At 50.1% G+C, this 22,944-nt stretch carries 17 protein-coding genes and 1 riboswitch; of the genes, 3 read left to right on the top strand and 14 right to left on the bottom strand.

Annotated elements, in window-relative coordinates; all coding sequences use genetic code 11:
• Positions 1-7 precede the first annotated feature (7 nt).
• Entirely contained in the window at positions 8-1,096 is a 1,089-nt protein-coding gene (sfnG, locus tag AACH41_RS00705) for a dimethylsulfone monooxygenase SfnG (RefSeq protein WP_338656091.1), read from the bottom strand.
• Between the two features lie 27 nt (positions 1,097-1,123).
• Positions 1,124-1,696 (bottom strand): FMN reductase, encoded by a 573-nt coding sequence (msuE, locus tag AACH41_RS00700; protein ID WP_124553792.1) that lies wholly within the window; start codon positions 1,694-1,696, stop codon positions 1,124-1,126.
• 429 nt (positions 1,697-2,125) lie between these two features.
• Here msuE and AACH41_RS00695 point away from each other — a divergent pair, with 429 nt between their 5' ends.
• Positions 2,126-3,358, top strand: coding sequence for an SfnB family sulfur acquisition oxidoreductase (locus AACH41_RS00695; RefSeq protein ID WP_338656086.1), 1,233 nt, complete (start codon positions 2,126-2,128; stop codon positions 3,356-3,358).
• Positions 3,359-3,462: 104 nt separating this feature from the next.
• Here AACH41_RS00695 and AACH41_RS00690 read toward each other — a convergent pair whose 3' ends face one another.
• The 5 genes from AACH41_RS00690 to ssuD form a co-directional block, all read right to left on the bottom strand.
• Positions 3,463-7,497 carry a helix-turn-helix transcriptional regulator gene (locus tag AACH41_RS00690; RefSeq protein WP_338656085.1) on the bottom strand — a complete coding sequence of 1,345 codons (4,035 nt, stop codon included), beginning with the start codon at positions 7,495-7,497 and terminating at the stop codon, positions 3,463-3,465.
• A 255-nt stretch (positions 7,498-7,752) separates the two neighbouring features.
• Positions 7,753-8,457, bottom strand: coding sequence for a 3,4-dihydroxy-2-butanone-4-phosphate synthase (gene ribB, locus AACH41_RS00685; RefSeq protein WP_338656083.1), 705 nt, complete (start codon positions 8,455-8,457; stop codon positions 7,753-7,755).
• 15 nt (positions 8,458-8,472) lie between these two features.
• On the bottom strand, positions 8,473-9,333 hold the full coding sequence (locus AACH41_RS00680) for an amidohydrolase family protein (RefSeq protein WP_338656081.1): 861 nt from the start codon (positions 9,331-9,333) through the stop codon (positions 8,473-8,475).
• Between the two features lie 56 nt (positions 9,334-9,389).
• Complete coding sequence (locus tag AACH41_RS00675) at positions 9,390-10,610, bottom strand: acyl-CoA dehydrogenase family protein (RefSeq protein WP_338656079.1); 1,221 nt, start codon at positions 10,608-10,610, stop codon at positions 9,390-9,392.
• Between the two features lie 8 nt (positions 10,611-10,618).
• Entirely contained in the window at positions 10,619-11,752 is a 1,134-nt protein-coding gene (gene ssuD / locus AACH41_RS00670) for an FMNH2-dependent alkanesulfonate monooxygenase (protein WP_338656077.1), read from the bottom strand.
• Positions 11,753-12,317: 565 nt separating this feature from the next.
• Between ssuD and AACH41_RS00665 the strand changes: the two genes are divergently transcribed.
• On the top strand, positions 12,318-13,358 hold the full coding sequence (locus tag AACH41_RS00665) for a sigma-54 dependent transcriptional regulator (protein ID WP_338657562.1): 1,041 nt from the start codon (positions 12,318-12,320) through the stop codon (positions 13,356-13,358).
• On the top strand, positions 13,345-13,992 hold the full coding sequence (gene ribA / locus AACH41_RS00660; protein ID WP_338656076.1) for a GTP cyclohydrolase II: 648 nt from the start codon (positions 13,345-13,347) through the stop codon (positions 13,990-13,992). The genes AACH41_RS00665 and ribA overlap by 14 nt, the downstream gene beginning before the upstream one ends.
• 1 nt (position 13,993) lies before the next feature.
• On the opposite strand, the gene AACH41_RS00655 is transcribed toward ribA, so the two are convergent.
• The 7 genes from AACH41_RS00655 to AACH41_RS00625 form a co-directional block, all read right to left on the bottom strand.
• Positions 13,994-14,608, bottom strand: coding sequence for a hypothetical protein (locus AACH41_RS00655; RefSeq protein WP_338656074.1), 615 nt, complete (start codon positions 14,606-14,608; stop codon positions 13,994-13,996).
• 114 nt (positions 14,609-14,722) lie between these two features.
• Positions 14,723-16,132, bottom strand: coding sequence for an EAL domain-containing protein (locus AACH41_RS00650; protein WP_338656073.1), 1,410 nt, complete (start codon positions 16,130-16,132; stop codon positions 14,723-14,725).
• A gap of 223 nt (positions 16,133-16,355) precedes the next feature.
• A riboswitch (cyclic di-GMP riboswitch) is annotated at positions 16,356-16,440 on the bottom strand.
• A 178-nt stretch (positions 16,441-16,618) separates the two neighbouring features.
• On the bottom strand, positions 16,619-17,899 hold the full coding sequence (locus AACH41_RS00645; protein WP_338656072.1) for a cytochrome c: 1,281 nt from the start codon (positions 17,897-17,899) through the stop codon (positions 16,619-16,621).
• 9 nt (positions 17,900-17,908) lie between these two features.
• Positions 17,909-20,125, bottom strand: coding sequence for a xanthine dehydrogenase family protein molybdopterin-binding subunit (locus AACH41_RS00640; RefSeq protein WP_338656069.1), 2,217 nt, complete (start codon positions 20,123-20,125; stop codon positions 17,909-17,911).
• A gap of 2 nt (positions 20,126-20,127) precedes the next feature.
• Positions 20,128-20,586: a (2Fe-2S)-binding protein gene (locus AACH41_RS00635; protein ID WP_338656067.1), complete on the bottom strand. Its 459-nt coding sequence runs from the start codon at positions 20,584-20,586 to the stop codon at positions 20,128-20,130.
• A 366-nt stretch (positions 20,587-20,952) separates the two neighbouring features.
• The gene (gene ssb / locus AACH41_RS00630; RefSeq protein WP_338656065.1) at positions 20,953-21,483 is read right to left on the bottom strand and encodes a single-stranded DNA-binding protein; all 531 of its coding nucleotides are present in this window, start codon (positions 21,481-21,483) and stop codon (positions 20,953-20,955) included.
• A gap of 4 nt (positions 21,484-21,487) precedes the next feature.
• Positions 21,488-22,885, bottom strand: a complete 1,398-nt coding sequence (locus AACH41_RS00625; protein WP_338656063.1) for an MFS transporter — start codon at positions 22,883-22,885, stop codon at positions 21,488-21,490.
• Positions 22,886-22,944: the final 59 nt, after the last annotated feature.

The following is a 22,944-nucleotide window of genomic DNA, read 5'->3' as shown; positions in this document are numbered from 1 at the left end:
GGTTGAGTTAAGCCGCTTTGGCCAAGGTTTTAGCTTCCAGCTCACGCACCAGTGGCAGTACTTTTTCACCAAAATAAGCGACCTCTTCCTGAAAGTGCAAAAAGCCCGCCAACACTAAATCTACGCCCACCGCCTTCAAAGCCACAATGCGCTCGGCAATTTGCTGTGGTGTACCAATCAAATTGGTTTTAAAGCCATCGTTATATTGCACCAGGTCTTCAAAGCTCGACTTCGCCCAGTTACCTTCACGCTCCGGGCTGGCAGCACCGGCATTTTTCACTTCATGGCCAAAGGCATTGACCGCTTCAGGGTTGGCTTTATCAATGATTTCCTTCAATACGGCTTTGGCTTCTTCTTCGGTATCGCGGGCAATCACAAAGGCATTGACCCCGATCTTGACCTGATGCTTATTGGCCGCCGCCTTGGCGCGAATATCGTCCACCTGGGTCTTGATCCCTTCCACGGTGTTACCGTTGGTGAAGTACCAGTCTGAGACCGCGGCCGCATTATCGCGCGCAGCACGTGAACTGCCGCCCTGGAAAATTTCTGGATGTGGCTGCTGCAAAGGTTTAGGTTTGAGTGAGTAGTTACTAAAGCGGTAAAAATCGCCTCTGTAAGTAAAGTTATCCTGGGTCCAAATGCCCTTGAGCGCTTCAATAAACTCGCGTGAACGGCGGTAGCGTTCGTCGTGATCCAGCCAATGCTCGCCAATCGCCGTAAACTCACCACGGAACCAGCCGGAGACGATATTCACCGCAATCCGTCCCTGGGTGAGAATATCAATGGTCGCCAATTGTTTGGCAGCCAGCACCGGATTCCAGGGGCCAGGCAAAATGGCGGCAATCACTTTGAGTTTGGTGGTCGCCGCCAGCAAGGCATGCGAAAAAGATACCGACTCATGCTGAAACTCGGCCCCATACCCCGCTGTAAAACGGATTTGGCTCAATGCATATTCAAATCCGGCTTTTTCGGCAATTTGTGCCAGCTTGCGGTTGTAATCGATATCCCAACTGGTGCGCTGCTCAATGTTACTGACCACCAGGCCACCACTGACGTTAGGCACCCAATAGGCAAATTTAATGTTTTCTGTACTCATCTTTAATCTCTCCAAAAATCACTGAATTTAAATGGCTAATAACTTTTCCTGGCTCAAAAGCTCGCGATGTTTGAGCAAAGGCAGGGCACGCTCTACCGCTAGATCAATGCGCGCTTTCACCGCCTCACTCTTGATTTGATAATTTTCAAAATCCGCTTCAACGGCATATACACCGATCGGCAACGTGACTGCCTGGAAGAAGCTGAATAATGGGCGCAGCTCATGATCAATGATCAAGGCATGACGCTCAGTGCCGCCGGTTGCTGCCAGCAGCACGGGCACATCAATCAATGCTTCGAGATTGACCAGATCAAACAAATGCTTGAACAACCCTCCATAAGAGGCGCGATACACAGGCGTAGCCACCACCAGTAAATCGGCGGTTTCAATCGCCTGGATATCTTGCTGTACGTTGATTGGCAAAGCTTTGGGATCGTAGGAAGCGACCAAGCTGCCCGCAATTTCGCTTAATTCCACCACGTGCAGATCAATCGGGATTTGCTGTCCCAACTTCTGTGTGATCGCCTGCACCAGTGCAGCGGTTCTGGAAGGTAATTTATAGCTGCCGGAAACGGCAGTAACTTTTAATGGACGGCTCATCATGACTCCTGAAATAACAATGACGGAGGTCGTTGCTTACGATGCTTCGCAGACGACCTTGCTTGCCAGTAGTATTAGCAGCATCCATGCCAGGCAATAATGTTTATATTTTTCAATGACTTAACATAAAACATGCTTTTTAAATGGTGCTAGATTCCAGCGCTAGTTGCTGATCAACTGCTGCAAAAGCAGCAGTTTTGCGCGATCACGCTGCAGTTCGCTCCCTCCCCACCCTCCAGTGGCTGCTGCTTTTACAGCAGTCATTCAGCAGCAAACTGTTTCTATAGAGGCGGCAGCAGAGATGGATTTTTATATTTTCTTTTAAATTCAATGCTTTATTGATTGGCACACTAAATGCAACAGTGACTGCAGACGCATGGTGCCTGCTCGCCATGCCTTTATTGATCTCTTTTTGAATAAGGACTGACTATGACTGCACAAGCAAATAAGATTGCGCATTTGCCTGTAAACCTGCCGCGACAAGCGGCACATTTGATTAAAAGTGACGCAGAAGCCCTGACCGTCGCCAAACAAGTGGCCAGCGAAATTGCCAAAGAAGCCGCCCTGCGCGACCAGGAACGTCGACTGCCACGCAAAGAACTCGACCTGTTTTCAAGCAGCGGGTTGTGGGGCATTACCGTGCCCAAAGAATATGGCGGTGCCTTTGTCTCTAATAAAACTCTGGCAGAAGTGGTAGCCACCGTGGCCGAAGCAGACCCCAGTGTCGGACAGATTCCACAGAATCATTTATATATGGTGGAAGGCTTGCGCCTGGATGGCTCAGACTTTCAGAAAAAATACTTTTTTGAGCTGGTGCTGCAAGGGGTGCGGTTTGGCAATGCGTTCTCCGAGATTGGCACCAAGAGCGTCAATGACGTGAAAACCAAGCTCACGCCCACCAATAGCGGCTACTTTTTAAACGGCAAAAAATTCTATTCGTCTGGCGCGTTGCTGGCGGACTGGGTGCCAGTGGTGGCCAAAGATGAGCACGACAATACCGTGGTGGCATTCGTACCCGCTGGCGCAGAAGGCCTGACCATTATTGATGACTGGTCCAGCTTTGGCCAACGCACCACGGCTAGCGGGACGACCATCCTGGAAAATATTTTTGTGCCTAGCGAATACGTGCTGCCGCACCATCTGGCCTTTGACCGCCCGACCACCATGGGGCCGATTGCGCAGATTATCCAGGCGGCGGTGGATACCGGCATCGCCCGCGCGGCGTTTAAAGATACCCTGCACTTTGTACGCAACTACACTCGGCCATGGATAGATACCGACCTCGAACACGGTTATGAAGACCCGCATACCATCAAGGATATCGGTGACTTGCAGATTCGCCTGCACGCCACCGAGGCTTTACTGGCACGCGCGGGTGAATACATAGACGAAGCGCAACTTAACCCGAATGAAGACACCGTGGCCGAAGCCTCGATTGCGGTGGCAGAAGCCAAAGTGCTGAGTACCGAAACCGCCTTGCTGGCGGGCAGCAAGTTGTTTGAACTGGCCGGGACCCGTTCTACCCTGGGGGAATACAACCTGGATCGCCACTGGCGGAATGCACGTACCCATACGCTGCACGATCCGGTGCGCTGGAAATACCATGCCGTTGGTAATTACAGCCTGAACAAGGTCAAACCGCCGCGCCATCCTTGGATTTAAGCTCTTATAGGTCCGAATGAAAAAGCCCTCATTTGAGGGCTTTATTTTGGCTAATCGCATAATACAACTACATGTCTTAAAGTGTTTGATTAAATTTATTGGTCTCAGTCATCTTCAAAACTTTCATTTTCTTTGATGGCACTTGCAATATCCCTTTCGGCGCCCTCTTTAAACCACGTGTACAGTTTGTAAGCGGGCGATGTGCGGGAGAGGTTTTGCAAAATGCGAACAGACTCATCCCTGGCAAATATATCCTGCGGAAATGGTTGTCCAGGTATTCCAGAACGCATACCGCTAACTCCGCTGGTATAAAGTGCACTGATAGCTGACTCTAATGTATCTTTGCCAAATGCCTTAGCTTTGTTCAAAAAGTCGATGACAAATTGTGATTGCTGGAAACAAAATTCTGAAGAAACATCATCTAGCAGGTTACTTATAAGCTCAATATCCTGCTTATCACCTCTGAACCTTTCTCTCAAGAAAATTAAAACGGGTTCGTCAAACGGTATAAACATTTCAACGAATAGTCTTGAAGCTTCTTTATTGAAAAAGTAATCGTCGGTGTTATGACTTCGCATCCATGTCCACATAGTATGTATCAGACTTGTAAACTCGGAAGACTCCCTAAATTTCAAGGCAACATTTTTCCAGGGACCGTAATTACATGCTCGATAAGAATAATCTTTACTCGAAGCAGCAATATCCACTCTATCCATAAAGAATTTTGCAGTTTTATAAGGATATTGGAGTGAGCACTCTGCAATAAACTTCCCGACCCAATGTCCCGTCAGTTCGGGTAATGGTACTAGTTTTTTTAGCAACTCATAAATAACTTCCTCACCCAAAACCTCAACACTCAAGTGCTTTCTGTCTTCAGAACACAATGACAGCAGTTGGTCTGCAATTTTGGAGTCGTTAGAAATATCCACACTCAGCATCAACTCAATCGCAAGAGCTATATCACCATTAAGAGCAATGCTCCAAATGGCATGAATACAAGAGATTACAAGTGATTTAGATTTCGACCATAAGAGTTGTCGAATAAGATTAATCTCGGCCGGCGTATTTCCAGCAAACCTAATCGCCACATCAAGTGAATGGGCAACAGAATTTTCAAGGATTGGATTGTGGGTTTGCAGTAGACGCTTTGCATAGCTCATTCCTAATCCGCGATTACGGTTATTCCTAAATACTGCATTCAATGCAGACGAAACAAAGCGATTGGAGACACTACCGTTATCCTTTAATACCGCTTCTAATAGTTCTCCTGCAAAAGCATCAGAAGCTTCAATCAGGTCAAACACTAAAACCTGTGGAGATATGTTTCCAGTGACATTGAACTTATCGACATGCTCAAGTTGCTCTTGGATATAGATGAATAAATCTTTTGGCTTGGGATAAGTTGACAACAACTCACTCACAAGCTGCTTTCTCGAGATCTCCCACTTTTTTCGTTTATTTTCATGACCAAATGCATCAACCTCGTGCCCATAACCATCGATGAGAGTGAGCTGTGTTCGAAAATGCAGTGTTTTAGGCAGCTTTGTGAGAATACTACTGGCGATGGTTCTTGTAGCGCCTTCGGAATAATAGGCATGCCAATTAATTGATTTCTTTAACTCAATAAGAACTACTGAATCAAGTTCCTGAGAACGAACTTTAGTTTGTATCTTCTTGAGCGTTTCAACAAACTCATCAGTCCAGCTCGCTTTTTCTTCACTGGTGACAACTTTTCCGAACTGACCCATTGGGTAACGAAGTGCGTTATGAAGGAAAGCGGCAGAGTGAGTTGCGATACGTAAATTTGTACTTGAGAGGCGATTGATTGCTGCATCAATTACTTTAGCTCGTAATTTGGCAACGCCTGGCTGATGAACCATGAACGCATTCATTGAGATTTCACGTCCGTTAGATGTTGTAGTGTGCCCCTCAGTAAGCATTATTCCCTTTAGCACATCGTAGGGTGTGTATTTGCCTTCCCAGGCATCATCCTTATCTAAAAGATCTAAAGCATAATCAACAATACTTTCACAATACTGCATCGGCTTGTTGGGTTCTACGGCGCACAACTCGCAAAGAATTCTGATCGCATGTTCGGGTGTTTGATGTAGCTCTCGATTATCAACCTTGCCCAATTCCCACAGACAATCGCAGGCTCTGGGAATGTAAGCGTAGTTATATGCAGCATACTTAACCAGATCCGGTAATTTAGTTGGCGGCTCACCATCACTAATAGCTCGCTCTGCAAATTGCAAAGCTTTATCAGGTTGATAATAAGCAACAGCGGTCATCGCACTCAAATGATTTTCCGCATTGAGCTTACCCCACATGGCATCCAATAAATGACTATTTGATGGATCGCCATTAGCTCTTATCCAATCAAGCTTACTCAAGTTAAGTAGAATTTTTTCTAAAAATTGATAGTTTGCTTTGTCGAAAACTTTTTCTGCATATCCTGATGACTTACCTGTCGCATCAATGCAGTTTTCTTCGATGATATGATCTGCCAATAAATCGGGCGAAATACGGTACAAACCACCCCTTTTGAAAATTACCCCTGAATTAATTAGCAATTTGGTGAGACGCTTACTATCATCGCTTCGAACCAATTCGATTGCTTCAATCAACTCATACGTCCTCTCATCCTCAATAGAAAATGGTTGTATTAAGGCTAGTATTTTCAAGATCTTTGTTACTGTGTTCGCATCTTGCCCTTGAGTGATTTCTCCAGCGATCACTTGTTGAAATCTGCTTAGTATTAAACGTCTAAACTCAGAAGCATTATGGATTAATGCTGGGCGTAGTTTCTCCTTAGCTACAACTTGTGCGGCAATCACGGTAGCCAAAGGACACTCTTTCGTTAACTTTGCAATGTCAGATGCTAACGCGAGCGGCCCACCATATTGCTTAAGTGCCTCTGCTGCCAGATGAGTCGAGTCTTTGAGAGTTAAAGTATCCAACGTTACTTGCTTCATTCGCTGGATAGGTAAATTAACCCTCACTGCCTCATTTTGCGCTCTTTCTAAGCCATAAAGTCGAACTGAAATTATCAGCCTGGCTTTATTGGCTGGATTGGCAACATAGTGATAAAGAAGTGGTAAGTCCTCTCGTTCATGTGCGTCATCAACAACGAGTAGCTTTTCACCCGAGCCAAGGTCTTCGAGACTTTTATTAGTAATTGACTCACTTACTGAAGCAAGTCGTACTAAAACATCTGGATGCTTATTTTGAAAACTAACCAACGACTGATAAAGAAGCTTCGACTTTCCAGAGCCACCTGCACCTCCTATGAAAATGACAACTGTATTTTTATCATTCAAGGCATTTGCAATTTCGGTCTGTTCTTTATCTCTTCCAATCAATGTCCAGTGATGATTGAATGCCAACTCCTTATTTAAAAATTGCTTAAAAAGTTCGTCCAGAGTCATCCAAGGACCAGCTTCAGTCTCTCCAAGCAGGGCAAGCCGTTGACCGCGGAAGAAAATATCTACCAATTCACGCTGCTCAAGCTTTGAAAGCTCACGAATCTTCAGTGATATATCTTCTTTATCCCAAATTTCCCAGTCTGGTAGGCCATTAATAGCATTCCTAGCTTGAGGAGAAGCAATTAGGCTTAAAAACAGAAACTTCTTATCTGCTTTTTTGATGTGATCATTGATTGCTTTGGTGACTTTTGCTGCACCGAAATTATCTACACGTTTGCATTGGAAGGTGTACACGGTCCCATCAACATGTTGCACTTCAACATCTATCCCATCTTGTTTGTGTCCAGTCCCTCCGGCTCTATGTGCTTTTGAGTTGGGGTATAACTTTGTTACAAGGTGTAAACATAATCGCTCAAAACTATCCGGACTCAAGGAATCTACCGGGAATGGTTGATCGTATGTCGTTATAGCGCCTTTACTCGTGCCGTATCCTGCTAGGACAAGAAGTTCGTTGGCATCAGCTGAAAGCAGCCTAACAATTAAATCAAATTGCTTAAATCTTGGTCTTGATTCACCCCTTTCCCAACGACTAACAGTTTGCTGAGAGGCTTTTAGGCTGATTGCAAATTCATTTTGGCTCAAATGAGCTTTGTTTCTAAGCTCCACTAGTCTTCGACCAAACTCAATATATGCATTTTTATTTTTGTCACTCATTTAATGTGTACCAATAATTTTAAGAACACATTAAAATGGTTACAAAAAAATGTCAATCCTTGTTGTTTAGGTTTGCTAGTTTAGAATCATTGAAGGAACGAATGCCTAAACTAAAGAAATAACGTTAAATCGGTTTTTGTCTGTAGATAAAACATAGTCACAAGTTTTAATAAAAGTGCCGCTTGAAGCGCGTTGACTGATTTGAATAAAAAAGCCCTCAGCTGAGGGCTTGTTGTTTTGCAGGAATCGGACAGTTTATCCGCCGTAGACCATCGCTGCATCCAGCAGGCGGCTTTGCTGGCGTGGAATAGCCTGTAAGCCCGGCAGCGCGTAGTTGAGGTCGCGCGCACGATAGGCTTTCATATCGGCAATGGTAATGATTTTGAGCCCGTGGGCTTGGGCAAACTTGAATAAATCAGGGCGTCTGGCCATGCTGCCATCGTCATTGACGATTTCGCATAACACGCCGACTGGCTGCAGGCCAGCCATGGCGGCAAGGTCATGCGCGGCTTCGGTGTGGCCAGGCCGCTCGAGCACGCCACCACGGCGGGCGCGTAGCGGGAAGATATGGCCGGGGCGGTGAAAATCATCGGCCTGAGTGGTAGGATCCGCCAGCTTGCGCAGGGTCAGGGCACGATCCGCTGCTGAAATGCCGCTGGTCGTGCCATATTTGTAATCGACGCTGACCGTAAACGCAGTACGGAACGGGTCGGCGTTGTCTGTCACCATCTGTGGTAACGCCAACGCCTGCAAGCGTGGTGCGGGCATGCCGACGCAGACCAGACCACTACTGTGTTTGACCAGGAAGGCCATTTTTTCAGTGGTGATTTTTTCGGCGGCGATAATCAGGTCGCCTTCGTTTTCGCGGTCGGTATCATCGACCACAATCACGAATTCGCCGTTGGCGATGGCTTGAATGGCGCTAGCGACCGAATCAAATGGTTGTTTTTTTTCTAACATACACACTCCTTTTACTCACGCTGCCGGGCTGAGATTCAGCACTCTGGCCGCATTCTGATAAAACACTTTTTCGAGTACGGCATCCTTGAAGCCCAGTGCCGCAAAATCAGCGATGGTTTGTTTCATGGGGCGGAACGGATAAGAGGTGCCAAACAGCAACTGGTCGCCCAGAAACTGGTTGGCGGCCTGCACATACAGCTCGGCGCCGGGCTGGAAAATGTACATATCCGGCACCAGGTACAGATTGGGGTAGCGGAAGGCGGCACCGACAATCTCGTTCACAAACGGGTAATAGCCGTGAAAACAAATAATGTTTAATTGGGGATATTTGCGCGCCAGCCGTGCCACCGCATTCGGGTGCGCATAGTCGAGATCCGGTGTGGTCGGGCCCGACATCACGCACACCGGCACGCCATACTGCTGGCACGCCTCATACACCGGGTCAAACAGTGGATCATCCACCTGCCGCGCAGGCTTGCCAAAGCCCGGCTCGATATTGATGGCTTTAAAGCCATAATGGTGTATGGCTTTTTCAATCGCGGCCAAGGTACTGTCCACGCCGCGACTTTCAATATCCACCGAGCCCAGCCCCACCAGCTTGGCGCTGTGTTTGACCAGATCGGCAATTTGCTGATCATCAATGGTGAGGTCTGGCGTTTCACGGCCGACCACCACTGCAATGTCGATACCAGCTTCGTCTATTTCCTGCAGATAACCCTCTACCGTGTAAGAGCGGCGAAAATGCTCGGGCTCCAGTGAACCCACGCGCTGATTCAGCCATTTGGCCGTTTCATAGGCAGGCGTATTGGGCGTGGCGCCAAAAAAGTCATGCAAAAACGCAGGACGGTTACGTAGATCAATAATTTTTTGTTTCATAAATATTCTTTATTTGAGCGCTCAATTGTGAGCCTGAGACGAGTGAATACAAGCCTCTATGAGTAAAAGCTAGGGGTAGGATACTGCCCATTCAGCGCCCACTCGCCTAACTCCTTGAATTTGTAATCCACCGGGTCATGCAAGGTATACACACGCAAATTCCGCCAGAAACGGTCCATGCGCAGCTTGGCTGTGGTCGCACGGGCGCCTGCCACCTCAAAAATACGCGTGGTCACATCCAGCCCGGCACGGGTCGCCTGCACTTTGGCCGAAAACACCGCCAGCGCCACTTCTCCGCGTTGTGCGTCATCGAGTGACAGTCCTTGCTGCCAGGCCGCATCGAGCAATTCGGCAGCATGGTCGGCCAGCACCGATGATGCATGTAATCCTGCCCAAAACTCGCCGTAATGCAGCAAGGTATAAGGATCCTCATACACGCTGTTTGCCAACGAAGCAGACCAGACCCGGCTGCTGCCACGGGTATATTTGGCACCCTCGGCCAGCGCCCCTTCGGCAATACCCAGGTAGATATTGGTAAAAATCAGCTGGGCCACCAACGAACGCAGACTGGCAAACGACGAACTGAGCGGACCAGGCTGCATGAGCAACTCATGGTCTTCCACATTGAGCTGGTTAAATTCTGCACTGCCACTGTCGGTCTGGCGCTGGCCGATGTTGTCCCAGTCGCCCTTGAGCGTAATCCCTGCGCGACTGGTCGGCACCGCAGACACCAGAAATTTGCCGCTGCCTTCTTCTATGGCAGACACGATCAGGAAGTCAGAATCCATGGAGCCGGAGCAAAAACTTTTTTGCCCGTGAAACACATAGCCACCGTCTACCTTACGTGCCACCGTACGCTGGTCTAGCGGATTGAGGGCATTGCCCCACCACAGGTTCTGGTGCGCAGTGAGCTTGAAATAATGCTGCCACTGCGTCTCGCTGCCATATAAACGAATGGAAGCCAGCATCAAAAACTGGAACGCAAACACCTGTGCAATTGAGCTGTCGACGCGGGCAATCTGGCGGATGATGCGGTAGGTCTGCGCCCAGCTGGCGCCCAAGCCCCCGGCCTGTTGCGGTAGCCACAAACTGAGCAAGCCGCTATCCCTTACCGCCTGCCGCTGCGGATAGGGCGTCCCTCCTGCGACATCGCGTTCAACCGCGGTGAGTGCCAAATAGTCGCAAAGTTGATCGGCGCGCTGTTGCGGTGTGCCGTGAAACACAATGCCATGCTCCGCTTCAGCGGCGGGCGGGCGTAAATTCAGAGCCAATGTCATCTTCCCCCCTACGCAGCATGCTTAACAGATTGGGCTGCGCCAAACGGGCCGGTGAGATTGGTCGTAATGCTGACCTCCTGCGGGGCCTGTTGCTGTAGCGGCAAAAGCGGGAACAATAATTCAGCGACACGGTAAGCCTCCTCCAGATGTGGGTAGCCTGAGAAAATAAAATAATCAATGCCCAGCGCCTGATACTCTTTAATGCGGTCAGCCACTTCTTGCGGATTGCCCACCAGCGCAGTGCCGGCACCGCCGCGCACCAGGCCGACACCAGCCCACAGATTAGGCGAGACTTCGAGCTGGTCACGGCGGCCATGATGCAAAGCCGTCATGCGTTTTTGTGCGACAGAATCAAAGTTGGCCACTGCAGCCTGTGCTGCCGCGATCGTGTCATCAGTGACCTGCGAAATGAGTGTGTCTGCGGCTTGCCAGGCTTGCTCGCTGGTTTCACGCACAATCACATGCAAGCGGATGCCAAACCGGATATGGCGGCCTTTGGCTGCCGCAGCCGCGCGGATGACCTTGATTTTCTCGGCCACGGCGGCAGGCGGTTCACCCCAGGTTAAATGCACATCAATATGCTCGCTACTGAGTTTGATGGCGGCCTCGGAAGCGCCGCCGATAAAGAGTGGCGGGTAAGGTTTTTGCAGGCTACCAGTTGGTAAGCTGGCTCCCTTGACGCTTAAATAATCGCCCTCAAAATCCACGCGCTGCTCGCTCAGGACTTTGCGCCAAATGGTCAAAAATTCCTCAGCCTCCGCATAACGAGCATCATGATCGAGAAAGCTGCCCTCGGCCTGCTGTTCGGCAGGGTCGCCGCCCGCCACCACATTAATCAGCAGCCGCCCGCCCGAGATACGGTCCAGCGTCGAGGCCATGCGCGCCGACACCACCGGTGAAATAAACCCTGGGCGCGTGGCGACTAAAAACTTGAGCTGGCTGGTTTCATTGATCAGCGCCGAAGAAATGACCCAGGCATCTTCGCAAGAGCGGCCAGACGGCACCAGCACACCGCCATAGCCCAGCCGGTCAGCCGCCTGGGCAATCTGTTTAAGATAAGAAAACGTGGCCGGTCTGGCGCCCTGGCTGCTGCCAAGATACCGTTGATCGCCATGCGTGGGTAAAAACCAGAATATTTGCATCGACTACCCTTTACAACCCATTCAACAGAAATAACAGCTTGAAAAGTGCAAAGTCCATGCCACAAATAAAAGACTTGTAATTCAATTACTTAAAAAAATTATTTTTTTGATTGCTGCAAAATCAGCAACTTGTTCAGCAGTTCTGCTGCGTTTGCAGCACCCTGCATCGATTTCAGCAGGCGGATGTAGAGCAGTGCCATTTGCATACCTCACGCAGCAATAAGCAACCACAAGCCCTCCTTTTCTTAACCCCATGATTTTATGGCATTTATTGTTTTAACCCGTCATCTCATGCCTGCGGTAGCACGACCTCGGCCTGATTGGCATGCATTCTGCTAATTCAGACGGGTAATTAAATCATTATTTCTAATGAGAGATTTATTTATAACTTTAAAGAATATGAATAGCGCCATTACTTATTGGCACGAAATTGCAGCCTGGATTACTGTATCTGGGCTTAACTCTATGGAAAGACAGTGAGATCCTCACGATGGCAAATCTATTAGCAAACGATTTTTATGCGACTGAACACGACACGCAGTTTGAGCAACAGCGTCTGTTAACCATGCCGAACTCGCGGGCCATGTCGACCTCGATTCGAGCGACCGCGCAGGTGTTTGAAGATCCGAAGTCGATCGCCTTGCTTAATCGCATCAAGCAAATTGCCCCCAGTGACGCCAACGTCTTGATCATTGGCGAAACCGGCACGGGCAAGGAGTTGATTGCCCGCCATGTGCATGCCTTGAGTTACCGAAAATCCAAACCATTTGTCGCGGTGAATTGCGGGGCGTTCTCGGAAACACTGGTCGAAAGTGAATTGTTCGGCCATGAAAAAGGCGCGTTTACCGGGGCGGTCACCGCCAAAGCCGGCTGGTTTGAAGAGGCCAATGGCGGCACGCTGTTTCTGGATGAGATCGGTGATTTGCCGCTGAGTCTCCAGGTGAAGCTGTTACGTGTACTACAAGAGCGCGAGGTCGTACGGCTAGGCGCGCGCAAACCAACCCCGATTGATGTGCGGCTGATTGCAGCGACCAACGTACGCCTGGAGGAGGCCGTGCTGGCTGGTAACTTCAGGGAGGATTTATTCTACCGTTTACGCGTTGCGCACCTGGAGCTGCCAACCCTGCGTAACCGGCCCGGCGATATTTTGCCACTGGCAGATTATTTTGTTGGCGAATATACACGGCGGTTGGGCTACGCCACCATCCGCCTCGATGACTCGGCCAAGCAAAAATTATTGCAGCATAGTTGGCCAGGCAATATCCGCGAACTCGAAAATGTGATTCATCACTCCTTGCTGATTTGCCGCAACAATGTGGTGCGCAGTGAGGATTTACATTTGTCCTCAATCTCGCTACACCGCCCCAAAGCCGCCTTGCAGGCCTTGCCCAGCGAAGCAGATACTGACTCGCTGGAGGCGTCGCTGCAGCAGTTGTTTGAAACGGGCAAAGCGCAGCTTTATGACTATGTGGAAGACACGCTGGTACGTGCCGCCTATCAGCATTGCCACCATAATCAGGTGCAAACCGCCAAGCTGCTGGGCTTGAGCCGCAATGTGTTGCGCGCCAAGCTGATTAAAATGGGAGCGATCAATGCGCTTAAATAAGCTTGCCTCTTTGCAAACAGCGGCCATCGAAAGTGGCAGCCTGCGCTGGAAAGCCAGTGCTCACTTACCAACAGAATATGGGCAGTACCGTTTACACGCGTTTGTTGATATGCACAGCGGGCGGGAGCAGATCGCACTGGTGCTCGGCGAGGTCAGCGGTCAAGCCAGAGTGCTGACCCGCGTGCACTCTGAATGCCTGACCGGGGATGTGTTTGGCTCACAGCGCTGCGATTGCGGCGAACAGTTCAAACGCTCGCAGCAACTGATTCAGGCGCGTGGCAATGGCATTATTCTGTATCTGCGCGGACATGAAGGGCGCGGCATCGGCATCAGCAACAAGGTGCAGGCCTATGATTTGCAAGACACCGGCTTGGATACGGTGGCAGCAAACCTCGCCCTGGGCCTGCCTGTAGACCAGCGAGCATATGATGATGCCGCCAGTATGTTGCAGCATTTTGAGGTGAAGTCGATTGAGTTACTGAGTAACAACCCGGATAAGTCGCGCGCCCTCACCCGGCTGGGCATCGCAGTGGAGGCCGTGACGCCGTTAGAGATCGCAAGCAATCCAGCCAATGCCGACTATCTGGCGACCAAAAAGCACAGACTGGGGCATCACCTGAGTTTAGTACCTTAGGCTAGACGCTCAAGCGTTGCAACAGCTGCTTGAGTGTGGCCTCGATGGGCTGGCGCACGGCGGGTTGTTCTAGCAAAGACGGCAGCGGTGCACGCTGCAGGCGTGCCTGCAAATCCTTAAGCTGTTGCTGCAACTGCTGCAGTTTTTGGGGATCGCGTTGTGGCGGGATTTCAAACTCATTTTGGCTGCCATAGCCTTCAAACAGCAAGGTTTCTATCCCCACCACCAAAGCCAGAATACGGTCACCGCCAAACGCTTCGTCGAATGCCAAGTCTATCGCGGCCATGCCCTGCAAACGGCGGATCGCTTCAAACTTCCAATTGGCCTTGCCTTCAAATACCCATTCCGTCATTTCGCGCGGCCCAACCTGCGTGCTTTTCGCCAATTCCTCTGGATGTTCGGTATAGAGCTGCAACATCAATGCCCGCAAGTCATCGGTATGCTCACTCATGGCTTGCTTGGGGCTGATCTCTGCGCGCTGCGCCGAAGAGGGTACCGCTTTTTTTACGGTGCGCGCTTCCGCCTGTGGCAGAGACAGCATTGCCCACAGGCCGATCACCCATACGCAAACCCTGAAACAAGCACACCCCCTGAAGACTGCAGAATTCACCAACATGCCCGCCCTTTCACCGCCAATCAAAGGTCACAGTGTAATCAGCCGCAGTTGCGTGGGTCTTGGGAGATTTTCCTTTTTACAGTCACCGCCAGGCAAGGGTTGGGAATATGCTTGTCAGAACAGGCCCGAGGTTGAATGCGCAACTGGCGAAAGCAGCGGCGAAGGCAATTGTTCAAAGGCCTGCACAGTTAAAGGTTTGCTAAAAAAATACCCCTGGTATTTCATACAGCCCTTGCTATGCAGGTATTCAAGCTGCTCTATCGTTTCCACCCCCTCAGCAATCAGGGTCATTTTGAGATGCTTACCCAGATTCACCAGCGTATCGACAATCGCCTGGTCGCTTTCATTATTCAGCAAGTCGCGCACAAAGGATTGATCAATTTTTAATTGCTCAAATGGCAGGTGCTTCAAGTAGTTTAATGAAGAGTATCCGGTGCCAAAATCATCCAGCGACCAACTCATGCCAAATGCCTGCAATGCGCGCATTTTCTGGATAGTATCGTCTACTTCGTTTGCCAGCATGCTCTCTGTGAGCTCCAGTTTAATCTGGCCGGGATTGGCGCCGCTGCGCGTTACAATCTCCTGCACCTCTTGCACAAAATCGGGCTGGCGCAGCTGCGAAGTGCTCACATTCACCGCAACACTCAAGTGGGACAAATGCGGATGATCAGACCATTTCACCAACTGCGCACAGGCTTCTTTTAATACCCAATTACCAATCGGCAAAATCAGGCCGGTTTCTTCCGCGGCAGTGATGAAAACACCAGGCGGGATCAAGCCCCGTTCAGGATGCTGCCAGCGTAGCAACGCTTCAGCGCCAAAAATATGACCCTGGGCATCGACCTGCGGCTGGTAATGCAAACAGAAATGCCCTTTGGCGAGCGCTTCGCGCATATCTGCGTAAAGCCCGCTACGCAAGGTAATATCAGACTGCATCACAATCAAGGCAATCCCTAAAACGCCTAAGGCGGCCAGATTATTCATCCATGACCCAACCGCCCGAATTTCAGGATTCGCAATCATAGATGCCTGGGTAATGCCAATGTCGGACGAACCAAAAATCAAACATCCCAACAGCATGAGCAACGGAAAAATCACGCGCAGATAAATGCCTTCTTTACGGAACACCAGCGATGATCCTGCGGCAATCGGCAGATAGTACATATGCACCGAGCGGACCACCCCGTGCAGAGGCACATCAAACACAGAAATCACAGAAATAATCAGCGCCAAGCCATGCGCCATAAAAATGGCCGCCAGGCGATCCCGGCCCGCATTGATCATGGTCACCACAAGCATGCTCAATATCACCAGGGAAAAGTTAAAGGCCATTAACAGCCATTTGGCCTGCCATAAATAGTAAACACTCCAAGCACCGCCCAGAATGATGGAGGCACAGGCAGCAATCGCCAGTAACAGTTTCACCCGCAGTTGATGCGGGTCTTGGGCAAACTGAAAAAGCTCGCCTTTAAAAAGTTTGGCAACCAGTCTCAGTTGTAGAGGAGTGTTTTTAAAGTGTGGCATTAGGCGCGCCTGTCATCCAATTGACCATTGCCAATCCACCACAAACGACTGCGACAGCGCAGTGCAAGCAAGTCATTTCTCTTTAGTAAGTGGTCGATCATAAAGCCCTCAGCGGCGGATACCCTCAATGGGCGAAACAGCACGCAGGCTTTGCCGAGACGGCATAAGCCCAGCCCACACAACACACTACTTGAAAGAACTTGATACATTAACCCTTGCGGTAAATGGTAGCCCCGCTGTCATCAGCAACTGCTTTTAGACCGGAAGCTTTGCGTCCCTGCTTTTCAGCAGGTTTGCCTTTTATAATGGTACTTAACAATAGGTGACAAGTTCATCAAACTTTGTAACGGTTGTCAATCCTCTCGACATGCAATACTGTATGTTTATCATTAAAAAACCGCACACACATTTTTCTCAGCAACAATCATGCATTTTATCTCTGGCAAAAGGTTCGATTGGCAATCTACCGATGGATAGATTTCACTGTCACTCATGTGCCAGCGGGGGCAGTTTTCGAATGTTTGCAACAGCCTTCACACTCGTCGGTTCAAGAGGATGATTCCAGGCGGATTGTATAAAACTTACTAACTGCGCCACCTCAGTATCATTCAAGGTATGTCTGAACTTTGGCATATTGAAGGGTGCCGCCACCCCTTGCGGTTTTAGCTGAGGCGAGCCATTCAAAATGACATTAATGAGTGATGAGGGGTCTGGATCCATCACAGCCGGGTTGCCCGCAAGCGGTGATAAATAAGGGGCAACGCCTTTACCCTCTTGTCCATGACAAGCTGCACAATATTGCTGATAAAGCCGGGCGCCAGGATAGGTTGTCAATGATTTGAATTGCGCCAATGTCGCACCAGCATTGTATTTATACGTCGTTTGACCTTTATCGTTTGTCCCTTTGATTGTTTTCAAGTAGCTAGCGATGCCCGTTAAATCCTGGATAGTCATGCCTTCAGTACTGTTATTAATGACCGTAGTCATGGTGCCAAAAGCGGAGCTATGCTGATTGGCGCCTGATTTCAGATACACAAGAATATCCGCCTCAGACCATCTGCCTAACCCGGTATTATGGTCCCCACGTAAGTTGGTGGCAGACCATCCTTCCAGGGTTTCTCCGCTTAAAAATTGATCCGATGCATGCGTCAGCCCTTTTTCCTGATAGGCAAAGCCACGTGGCGTATGGCAAGCACCACAATGCCCCAGCCCCTGAACCAAATAAGCGCCACGATTCCAGCTGGCATCTTTTGAGGCATCCGCTTGGTAACCATGCTTATCTAAAAACAGGCTATTCCAGATGGCCAAAGGGAACCTGTAATTCAATGGCCAAGGAATCTCATTCGCCCGGTTTGCTTGGCGCACCGGTTTCACGCCTTGCATGAAATACACATAGAGGGCGTGAATGTCGGCATCACTGACTTTGGCATAAGAAGGATATGGCATGGCCGGATAAAGATGATGCCCATCTTTTGCCACCCCTCGCCGTAGTGCTTTGGCAAAGTCGGACTCGGTATATTTGCCGATACCTGTCTCAGCATCAGGCGTAATGTTCGTCGTATAAATCGCGCCCACTGGCGTCAGCATGGGCAGCCCGCCGGCAAAGGCTTTGCCATGGGGTGCGGTGTGACAAGAGACGCAATCGCCTACCCGCGCAAGATACTCTCCTTTTTTGATCTCTGCCGGATTGACGGCAAACACACTCAACGAAAATGTAAAGGTAAAGGCTGCGAAACCTATTTTCATCAAACCTGAGGCCATGTTCATGGTGACTCCTTATGCTTTTAGTTGATGCCCGATAGGTAGCTTGCGAATACGTTTGCCAGTCGCTGAGAACACGGCATTTGCCAAAGCAGCGCCAATCGCTGCAGTACCAGGCTCACCAATCCCCCCCGGCGCCTCAGCGCTTTTAATCAGGTGGACGTCAATAGCGGGCGCTTCATTAATACGCAGCATACGGTAATCATTAAAGTTAGTTTGCTGTACACGCCCATGCTCAATGGTGATTTCGTTGTATAGCACAGCCGTCAGGCCAAAAATAACGCCCCCTTGAATTTGCGCAATCACGGTATCTGGATTCACGGTCATGCCACAATCGACAGCAGAGACGACGCGGTCGACTTTAACCTCTCCCTGATCATTCACGGTGACATCAACCACCATGGCCAAGAAACTGCCAAAAGCATGCATCACAGAGACGCCGCGACCTTGGCCTTTTGCTAATGGCTTGCCCCAATCACTCTTGCTCACCGCGAGTTGCAAGGCATTTTTCAATCTAGGCGTTTTACCGAGCAGATCCAAACGGTATTTCACCGGATCCACTTTCGCCAAATGCGCCAGTTCATCGATAAAACTCTCGACGACAAAAGTACCGCGTGTGGGCCCAACCCCCCGCCAAAACGCGGTGGGTACATCCCGCGGCTCTACCCTGACGTAATCCACATACAGATTAGGCAAATCATATGGCGGCTCTGCCGACACTTCCACTGCATCCGGGTCTACCCCGTTTTTGACTAACGGGGGCGCAAAGCGGGCCATGATGGAGGAGCCAACGATACGGTGTGACCACGCGACCGGCTTGCCGTTAGCATCCAATCCTGCTGAGATACGATCAAAGTAATAGGGGCGGAACATGTCATGTTGAATATCCTCTTCCCGCGTCCAAATGACCTTGACCGGCCCCTTTACCTGCTTGGCAATTTTGACCGCCTGCACGACCCCATCAAACTCTAGTCGTCTGCCGAAACCACCGCCGATGAGGAAATTATGCAACCTGACTTTTTCAACCGGAATGTTGAGCGTTTTGGCGGCCATGCCTTGGGCAAACGTCGGAATTTGAGTCCCTACCCAAAGATCGCAGCCAGAAGCGCTTACCTCCACAGTGCAATTCATGGGCTCCATCGTTGCATGTGCTAAAAAGGGTTGCTCATACTCCACAGTCAGCGTTTTATCCGCTTTTTTGTAGGCGCTGGTGGCATTGCCTTGCTTTTTAGCCACGGCGCCCGGTTTCTTGGATGCCTCACGCAGATCATTCACCAAATCACTGGTTTTTACCGCAGTGCTTTTCCCTTCATTCCATTGAATATCCAATGCGCCCAAGCCGCGCTTGGCGGCCCAAGTATTCGTGGCTATCACGGCAACCGCATTATCCACTTTGACCACTTGCAGCACACCGGGCATTTTCAAGGCGCGGCTATCATCTACACTGGCCAGCGTCCCGCCGAACACAGGACTGGTAGCGATCACTGCAAACTTCACATTGTCAGGGTGTGCATCAATACCAAACTTCGCCTGGCCATTTACTTTATCAGGCGTATCTAATCGCTTGGCAGCAGTGCCAATGAGTTTAAAGTCTTTAGGGTCTTTGAGAGCGACTTGCTTGGGTACAGGCAAGGTGCTGGCCACTTTGACTAATTCCCCATAACGCAGTGTTCGTCCAGAAGCATCGTGGTAAACCACACCAGATTTTGCATAACAGGCAGATTCGGCCACTTTCCATTGCTGTGCAGCCGCAGCAATCAGCAATGATCGACACACTGCACCAGCCTGGCGCATGGGCTCCCACAAGGCACGGATGGAAGTTGAACCGCCCGTCACCTGAGCCCCGAGCAGCGCATCGGCATACAGCTTTTCATTCGGGGGGGCATGTTCCAGTTTCACAGAGGGGAGGTCAACCTCCAACTCTTCTGCTAACAACATGGGAATAGACGTATAAACCCCCTGCCCCATTTCCACCTTGGGCATGATCATGGTGACCTCACCCTTGGTATCAATTTTGATGAATCCATTCGGGGCGAGCACATCCTTACCGGTTTCCAGCTCGCTGTACGGTTGGGTTTGCTTGCTTTGGCTCAATGCAGGCAAACTGATACTCAGCAGCATCCCGCCAGCAGTCGTCGCACTTACCGTCGCGGCAATTTTAAGAAAATCACGTCGCGGAGGATTGGAAACCGTATATTTGTCGGCCAAGCCCTGGATAAGCCCTTGTGACATAACTAGACCCCTTCCTTAGCAGCCACCTTGATAGCGGCGCGTATACGTGGATAAGTGCCGCAGCGGCAAATATTGCCGGCCATGGCGGCATCAATTTGCGCGTCATTCGGGTCAGGGTGCTGGTCAAGCAGCGCGCAAGCAGACATGATCTGGCCCGACTGGCAATAACCACACTGCATCACTTCCAGATCTAGCCAGGCCTTTTGCACAGCCTGACCTGCGGAGGTTTCCCCAATCGCTTCTATGGTCGTAATCTTCTTGCCGCCAACAGCCGAAATGGGCAATACGCAGGAACGCGTTGCCTGACCATCCACATGAACTGTACACGCGCCGCACTGCGCGATGCCACATCCGAACTTGGTTCCGGTCAAGCCGATGATGTCTCTGATCACCCAAAGAAGAGGCATATCAGCGGGTGCATCCACTTGGTGGGTGGTGCCATTAATATTCAGGGTTGCCATCTATGGCTCCTTCCTTGAAAACGTACGACTACTTGTGATTTTTATTATCAAATACGATTATTCATTGAAATAAATTAATTCACGAATAACTCAAGAGTGAATTAATTTAAACCCCGAATCAAGTATAAATTTATGAAATTCTTGCCTAAAACAATTTTACCTTTTGCTGTAAATTGCCTATTAGGCTCCAACACTGCTTAAGTTTGGCATTCTACAGACTGGAATAAAGAGTCAACGGTGCTCATGCAACACCAATGATTCTTCAAGATTCTTTTGCCCTTCTGGAATATTCTTAGCTATAGAAAAAGGCCCTGTAAAAACAGGGCCTTATCTAATTTAAATCAACAACATTTATTATTGTGTCGATCAGAACGGAATATCATCATCAAAATCGTCAAAATTGCCAGCTGGTTTGCTAGCAGGCTGGAAGGCATTGCGGTTTGCGCCGCCAGCGGCGTTACTGCTGCCCATCGCAGGTTGCTGCTGGCGTGGTGGGGCCTGGTTGTAGTCGTCCATGCCGCCGCCTTGATCCATCTCACCGCCGTCATAGGAGGCGCTGCCGCCTTCACGGCCAGTGCCTAGCATTTGCATCTGGTCGGCGACGATTTCGGTGCTGTAGCGGGTGACGCCATCTTTTTCCCATTTACGGGTTTGCAGACGGCCCTCGATGTAGACTGGGCGGCCTTTTTTTAGGTATTCGCCGGCGATTTCGGCCAAACGGCGGTACATGACGATGTTGTGCCATTCGGTTTTTTCCTGGCGTACGCCGGATTTGTCTTTCCAGTTTTCGGTGGTGGCAATACTGAAGTTAGCCACTGCCTCACCGTTTGGCATGTAGCGCACTTCAGGATCGCGCCCGAGATTGCCCATCAAAATCACTTTGTTGACTGATGCCATGGTGTTACGACTCCCCTATTCGATTCATGATTGCTTGCGACAATGCCGCTTGAAATGCTTTGCTGCGCTGATTTTCCAACTTTACCATGAGCATGGTTTCTGAGGGAATGGCGACGACTTCATAGACGCCTTCCATCGCGCGGATATCTTGCACCAGTTTGGCGGCCTGCGCGTCATTATACCCTGCTTGCAAATGGAACATTTTGGTTTTGACGCTGGGCGGTGCCTGCATGCCGAGCGCGAGGCCAAACCAGATCAGCATGAGCACAGCGCAGAAGACAAACACCGTGCTGCTGCCATAGGTGTGCGAGAGCCAGCCACCAAGCGCGGCGCCTAAAAACATGCCAAAGGACTGCGCGGTGTTGTGCACGCCCATGGCGGTACCTTTGGCGGCAACCGGCGCCATTTTTGAGATGAGTGAAGGCAGCGAGGCCTCAAGGATATTAAACGCTACAAAATAGGAGAACAGGGTGGCGACAATGCCCCACAGGCTGTTGAGGCTGAACATGAAGGCGATTTGCGTGAACAGCATGAGGCCTACGGCGCTAATAAATACCGGTTTAAGCTTGGCTTTTTTCTCGGCATAAATAATGGCGGGCACCATTAAGATGAATGAAATCAGCAGCACTGGTAAATAAATTTTCCAGTGAGAATTTTCATTCATGCCGGTGCTGTGCTTGATGGCAAACGGCACCACCATAAACATGGCCATTTGCGCCCCATGTAAGCAAAACGTGCCAAAGTTCAAGCGCAGCAATTGCCTATCGCGTAATACCTCGCCGATTTTGGCGGGCACCGCTTGGGCATCGGAGTGAAAGTGCGCATGCAAGGGCTCTGGCACGGCAAACTTGACCACGCCGATGGCGAGAATGGCCAGCACAGCGGTGAGCCAGAAAATGCCTGGCACGCCTATCCATTGGTTAAGGATGGGGCCCGCCACCAGTGACACGGCAAAGGTCACGCCTATCGTTGCGCCTATCATAGCCATGGCTTGGGTACGGTGCTCTTCGCGGGTGGAATCGGCCACCAGCGCAGTGACCACGGCAGAAATGGCACCCGCCCCCTGAATCGCCCGCCCGACAATCACCATGTAAATATCCTGGGCCATTGCGGCGCAGACACTGCCCAGCGCAAACATGATCAAGCCCAGATAAATCAGCTTTTTACGGCCGAAACGGTCAGACGCCATGCCAAACGGCAACTGGAAAATGACTTGCATGAAGCCATAGGCGCCCAGGGCGAGACCAATCAGGGTATGGTTATTGCCGCCGCGCAGGGTTTCGGCATAAATGGCAAAAATAGGCAGAATTAAAAACATGCCCAACATACGTAGCCCGTAGATGGAGGCCAATGCCGCAGTGGCACGGGTTTCCAGCTGGGTCATTTTTTCGGAGAACTGCATGAATGCTTTAAGAAAACTTGGCTTAATTTCAAATAATTGCGTATATTATCAGGTTGGCT

Origin of the sequence: Methylophilus sp. DW102 (genome assembly GCF_037076555.1) — a bacterium.
Taxonomy (GTDB): Bacteria; Pseudomonadota; Gammaproteobacteria; order Burkholderiales; family Methylophilaceae; genus Methylophilus; species Methylophilus glucosoxydans.
Note: the sequence above shows the minus strand (reverse complement) of the source record. Positions and strands in the feature narration are given on the sequence as shown.